General features: G+C 70.8%; 7 protein-coding genes. 4 read left to right on the forward strand and 3 right to left on the reverse strand.

Translation table 11 applies throughout. The features are described from left to right. Positions 1–381, forward strand: a 381-nt coding sequence (gene uppS / locus G6024_RS05290; protein ID WP_159148233.1) for a polyprenyl diphosphate synthase, incomplete at its 5' end; no start/stop codon positions are given. 15 nt (positions 382–396) lie between these two features. On the opposite strand, the gene G6024_RS05295 is transcribed toward uppS, so the two are convergent. After that, on the reverse strand, positions 397–831 hold the full coding sequence (locus G6024_RS05295; RefSeq protein ID WP_119192832.1) for a Fur family transcriptional regulator: 435 nt from the start codon (positions 829–831) through the stop codon (positions 397–399). A 4-nt stretch (positions 832–835) separates the two neighbouring features. Then, a complete protein-coding gene (locus G6024_RS05300) occupies positions 836–1,204 on the reverse strand; it encodes an ArsR/SmtB family transcription factor (RefSeq protein ID WP_067719606.1) in 369 nt (122 codons plus the stop codon). A 187-nt stretch (positions 1,205–1,391) separates the two neighbouring features. Between G6024_RS05300 and G6024_RS05305 the strand changes: the two genes are divergently transcribed. From G6024_RS05305 to G6024_RS05315, 3 genes are all read left to right on the forward strand, one after another. After that, positions 1,392–2,786, forward strand: a complete 1,395-nt coding sequence (locus tag G6024_RS05305; RefSeq protein ID WP_159148234.1) for a glycine--tRNA ligase — start codon at positions 1,392–1,394, stop codon at positions 2,784–2,786. Between the two features lie 58 nt (positions 2,787–2,844). Next, positions 2,845–3,462, forward strand: coding sequence for a YdcF family protein (locus G6024_RS05310; protein WP_096905743.1), 618 nt, complete (start codon positions 2,845–2,847; stop codon positions 3,460–3,462). A gap of 77 nt (positions 3,463–3,539) precedes the next feature. Further along, positions 3,540–4,802 carry a deoxyguanosinetriphosphate triphosphohydrolase gene (locus G6024_RS05315; RefSeq protein ID WP_159148235.1) on the forward strand — a complete coding sequence of 421 codons (1,263 nt, stop codon included), beginning with the start codon at positions 3,540–3,542 and terminating at the stop codon, positions 4,800–4,802. Between the two features lie 21 nt (positions 4,803–4,823). Here G6024_RS05315 and G6024_RS05320 read toward each other — a convergent pair. After that, positions 4,824–5,836: serine hydrolase domain-containing protein (locus tag G6024_RS05320; RefSeq protein WP_159148236.1), on the reverse strand; the 1,013-nt coding region annotated here is incomplete at its 5' end.

The following is a 5,836-nucleotide window of genomic DNA, read 5'->3' on the forward strand; positions in this document are numbered from 1 at the left end:
CTCGAGGAGGCCGAGGAGCTCACCCGCGACAACACGGTCATGACCCTGGCCATGTGCGTGAACTACGGGGGTCGCGCCGAGATCGTCGACGCCGCCCGCGACTTCGCCCGCCGCGTGGCCGCCGGCGAACTCTCGCCCGACGACCTCACGGAGGACAACTTCTCCCAGTTCCTCGACGAGCCGGACATGCCGGACGTGGACCTGTTCCTGCGGCCGTCCGGAGAGCTGCGCACGTCCAACTTCATGCTGTGGCAGGCCGCCTACGCCGAGTTCGTCTTCCAGGACACGCTGTTCCCGGACTTCGACCGCCGCGACCTGTGGGCGGCGTGCCTGGAGTACGCCGAGCGCGACCGGCGCTTCGGCGGCGTCACCAGCCCCTGACTCGCGGGCGCCCGGTCAGTCAGCCAGGCCAGCCCCGCCCGCCTGGCCCGCCGCGCACTCCGCGCACAGGCCGAACAGTTCGACGGTGTGGCTGACGTCGGTGAACCCGTGTGCCCGGCCCGCGCGATGGGCCCACACCTCGACCCCCGGCTCCTCGACCTCCACGGTGAACCCGCAGACGCGGCACACCAGGTGATGGTGGTGCGAGTCGGAGCACTTCCGGAAGATCAGTTCCCCGGAGTCGGTCCGCAGCACGTCGACGGCCTCCGCGTCGGCCATCGACTGCAGGGTCCGGTACACGGTGGTCAGCCCGATCGTGTCGCCGCGCTCGCGGAGTTCGGCGTGCAGGTCCTGGGCGGAACGGAAGCCCTTGGACTCGTCGAGCAGAGCGGAGATCGCGCTGCGTTGGCGAGTCGACCGCACGCCGATCGGCTTGTCCGGTGTCGTCATGGATCTACTGCTCCCCGGCGTGCCCGACGGCCGCCTCGACGATGTCGAGCAGATGCTCGTCCAATAGTTCGTAGCGCATTTCCCGACCCTGCCGGTGGGAGGAGACCACGCCGGAGGACTTGAGGATGCGCAGGTGCTGACTGACCAGCGGCTGGGTGACGCCAAGTGCGTCGACCAACTCGTGCACGCACCGGGGACCGTCCCGGAGCTGCAGCACGATCGCGATACGCAGCGGGGCGGACAGGGCCCGGAGCAGTTCTCCGGCCGCGGACACCACCCGCTCGGGCGGCAGGGGGACCGGGGAGGCCCGGTGGTCGGCGTCGTGGACGTCCGTGACCGGGTCGGATCCGGTCGATCGGGGTCCGCTGTGCATCGTCTCCACCTTCCGGGCTCGCTCCCGGGCTCGGTCGCCGCCGGCGTCGTATCGGGTAGGGGACCCCAGTATCCCAGACCCGGGGGGCCGACCGGATACCCTGGTGAAAGTGCCCGGGCGCCGGCCCGCGCCGAGGTGGTCCACCCGACGCCTCCGCCAACCGACTCACCAAGGGAGAACCCCCGACGTGGCAGCCTCAGCTTCCGTCATCGACACCGTCGTCAACCTCTGCAAGCGCCGAGGACTGGTGTACCAATGTGGCGAGATCTACGGCGGTACGCGCTCGGCGTGGGACTACGGCCCCCTGGGTGTGGAGCTCAAGGACAACATCAAGAAGCAGTGGTGGCGCACCTTCGTCACCGGCCGGGACGACGTGGTGGGCCTGGACTCGTCGATCATCCTGCCCCGCCAGGTGTGGCAGGCCTCCGGCCACGTCGAGACGTTCACCGACCCCCTGGTCGAGTGCAGGTCCTGCCACACCCGGCTGCGTCAGGACCATCTCCAGGAGGCGTACGCCGCCAAGAAGAAGCTGGATCACCCGTCCGAGGCCCCGATGTCGGAGATCGCCTGCCCCAACTGCGGGAACAAGGGCCAGTGGACCGAGCCCCAGCTGTTCTCGGGCCTGATGAAGACCTTCCTCGGCCCCGTGGACAACGAGACCGGCCTGCACTACCTGCGTCCGGAGACCGCGCAGGGCATCTTCATCAACTACAAGAGCGTCATGACCACCGCGCGTCGCAAGCCGCCGTTCGGTATCGGCCAGATCGGCAAGGCGTTCCGCAACGAGATCACCCCCGGCAACTTCATCTTCCGCACCCGCGAGTTCGAGCAGATGGAGATCGAGTACTTCGTCAAGCCCGAGGAGGCGGACGAGCACTTCACGACGTGGGTCGAGGACTGCTGGGACTGGTTCGTGGACCTGGGGATCGACCCGCAGAACCTGCGTCGCTTCGACGTCCCGGAGGACGAGCGCGCCCACTACTCGGCGGGCACGATCGACTTCGAGTACAAGTTCGGGTTCACCGGCACCGAGTGGGGCGAACTCATGGGTATCGCCAACCGCACGGACTACGACCTCACGCAGCACCAGACCCACTCCGGGGAGGACCTGCAGTACTTCGACCAGGCCTCGGGTGAGAAGTACATCCCCTACGTCATCGAGCCGAGCTTCGGCCTGACCCGCTCGCTCATGGCGTTCCTCGTGGACGCCTACACGGAGGACGAGGCGCCCAACGCCAAGGGCGGAGTGGACACCCGGACGGTGCTCAAGCTCGACCGCCGGCTCGCGCCGGTCAAGGCCGCGGTGCTGCCGCTGTCGCGCAACGCGGACCTGTCGCCCAAGGCCCGTGATCTGGCGGCCCAGCTGCGCAAGAACTGGAACGTCGACTTCGACGACGCCCAGGCCATCGGTCGCCGCTACCGCCGCCACGACGAGATCGGCACCCCGTTCTGCATCACGGTCGACTTCGACACCTTGGAGGACCAGGCCGTGACCATCCGTGAGCGAGACACCATGGCGCAGGAGCGCGTGGCGATCGACCAGGTCGAGGGGTACCTCGCCCAGCGCCTGATCGGGTGCTGACGGACTCCCCTGGCACACTGGTCGGGTGAGAAGAACAACCCGGTCCCCGCTCCGTGCAGTGTCCAGGGCCGTCGGCTGGCTCCTGGCCATCGCACTGCTGTTGTGCCTGGTCATACCCGGATTCATCTCGTTCCGGGTGTGGTCCGTGGCGCGTGTCGACGATCGATCTCCGGCCGACGCGATCGTGGTGCTGGGCGCGGCGCAGTACAACGGCATCCCCACCCCCGTGTTCCAGGCCCGGCTGGAGCACGCGGCTCTGCTCTTCGAGGAGGGGGTCGCGCCCCAGGTCATCACGGTCGGTGGTAGCCAGCCGGGTGACCTGTACACGGAGGCCGGGTCGGGGCGGGCCTATCTGACCCGCCTCGGCGTGCCCCCGGAGGTGATCCTGGCGGTGGAGACCGGGACCAACACCGAGGGCAGTCTGGACGCCGTGGCGCAGACCGTGCGCGACCAGGGCGGGCAGTCGGTGGTGCTGGTCAGCGACCCCACGCACTCGTATCGCTCGCGCATGATGGCGCGGGACGCGGGGCTGGACGCGTGGACCTCGCCGACCCGCCACGGGCCGGCGGTGTGGACCCGGGAGAACCAGATCATGGGCATCATCCGGGAGACGGGCGCGGTGCTCTGGTACCAGTACCACCGGCTCGCCGGGAGCAGTGTGGACTTCCCGGACTGAACCGCCGGGGCGGGTCGCGCGAGCGGATGCGGCCTGCCGCAGGGATGACGGGGCGGTGACGCCCGGAGGAGAAGTGGATGACGGGATACGCGTACGACGCCGCGGACGCCGAGCGCCGGGTCGACGAGGGTTCCGGCCGCGCCCGCGGGAAGGCGAGTGAACGCAGCCCGTTCGACCGGGACCGCGCCCGCGTCCTGCACTCGGCCGCATTGCGCCGGCTCGCCGACAAGACCCAGGTGGTCGGCCCCGGGGACGGCGACACCCCGCGGACCCGCCTCACCCATTCGCTCGAGGTCGCCCAGATCTCCCGCAGTATCGCGGCCGGGCTGGGGTGCGACCCGGACCTGGCGGACCTGGCGGGCCTGAGCCACGACATCGGGCACCCGCCCTACGGCCACAACGGCGAGCGGGCGTTGGACGAGGTCGCGCGCGGGTTCGGCGGTTACGAGGGCAACGCCCAGACCGTCCGGATCCTGTCGCGGCTCGAGCCCAAGGTCGTCGACGCCTCCGGCCGTGGGGTGGGGTTGAACCTCACCCGCGCCGCGCTGGACGCCGCCACCAAGTACCCGTGGCTGCCGCGGGAGGGGACGCGGAAGTTCGGCGCCTACACCGATGACGCGGACACCCTCGCGTGGATCCGGCAAGGCGCTCCCGGGGACACCCGGTGCCTCGAGGCCCAGATCATGGACTTCTCCGACGACGTCGCCTATTCGGTCCACGATGTCGAGGACGCGATCGTCGCCGGCCGGCTGGACCTGCGCTCGCTGTCCGACCGGTCGGAGGTCGCCGCGCTCGCGGAACTGGGCGCGGAGGAGTTCCGCGGTCCGGACGCCGATCAGCTGGAGCAGGCCGCCGGGCGTCTCGGTGCGCTCGAGGTGGTCCGCGCCGTGCAGCCGTTCTCCGAGAGCTTCACCGGGTTCGTGGCGCTCAAGGCCTTGACCAGTGAGCTGGTCGGGCGGTTCGTCATGCCCGCCATCCACGCCACCCGCGAGGTGCACGGGGCCAGGCCGCACGGCCGCTACAGTGCGGATCTCGAGGTGCCGGTGGAGGTCGAGGCCGAGGTGGTGATGCTCAAGACGATGGCGGTGCGCTACGTCATGAGCGACCCCGGCCACCGCTTGAGGCAGGACCGCCAGCGGGACCGGATCCACCGGGTGGCGGAGTTCCTCGCCCAGTCCGCGCCCGCGGGCCTCGACCCGGTCCTGCGCCCGCTGTGGGATTCGGCCCCGGACGACGCCGCGCGGATGCGGGTGATCGTCGACCAGATCGCCCTGTACACCGAGAGCCGGCTCGAACGGGTCGACCGGGCGAGCGCCGGCATCCAGGCCGCCTGGGGCTGAGCCGCCCGCGCCCGGCCCCCGTCAGCCGACCGCGCGCACGACGTCGCCGACCAGCCGGTCCACGCCCACCTCGTCGAGTGTCGAGCCGGGGGAGAAGCCGGTGCGGACCACCACGAGGTCGGCGGAGGGGACCACCACGACGTACTGCCCGTCGTGCCCGGAGGCCCAGAACGCGTCGGTCGGCATGCCCGTGAACCGGAGCGGGGTCCCGTCACCGGCCGTGTTGAGCCACCACTGGGCGCCGTACGGTTCGGGCTCGCCGCCCGCCGGGACCCCGGTCGTCGCGTAGTCCATCCATCCCGCGGGCAGCAGCCGCTGTCCGTCCACCTCGCCGTCGTCGAGCACGAACTGACCGAACCGCGCCCAGTCGCGCGGGCTCGCCCACAGGTACGAACTACACACCGACCCGCCCGAGGCGTCGGCCTCGAGGACTGCGCTGCGCATCCCGAGCGGGCGGAAGAGCAGTTCCTCGGCCATCTCCGGCCCCAGCCCGGTGCGTTCGTGCAGCAGGTCGCAGACGATGTTGCTCGTGCCGGACGAGTACTGGCGGAACTCGCCGGGGGCGTGGGCGGCCGGTTGGGAGGCGGCGAAGGCGGCCATGTCGGGTTCGAGGAACAGCATCCGGGTGATGGACGTGCCCAGGTCGTACTCCTCGTCCCAGTCGAGGCCGGAGGTCATACGCAGCAGGTGGTCCAGCGAGATCTGCGACCGTCCGTCGGTCCACTCGGGGCGCAGGCCGGTGGCGTCGGGGTCGAGGCCGGCGTCGGGGAACTCGACCTGTGCGCGCCCGACGAGCGTGGAGGCCACGCTCTTGGCCATGGACCAGCCGAGCTGGCGGGTGTCGGGGCCGAAACCGTCGGCGTACCGCTCGCCGAGGATCTCGCCGCGATGGACGACGACGAGGCCCCGCGTCCCCTCCTGCGCCGCGGCCTCATCCAGTGCCGACGAGACCTCGTCCGGGGCGTCGGTCGCCTCGGCCAGGCGGACACCCTGGGCGCCGTCCTCGCGCAGCGGCGGGGGCGGCTCGGTGCCCT

Origin of the sequence: Dietzia maris (assembly GCF_014144855.1) — a bacterium.
In the GTDB taxonomy this organism is placed as follows: Bacteria; Actinomycetota; Actinomycetes; order Mycobacteriales; family Mycobacteriaceae; genus Dietzia; species Dietzia kunjamensis.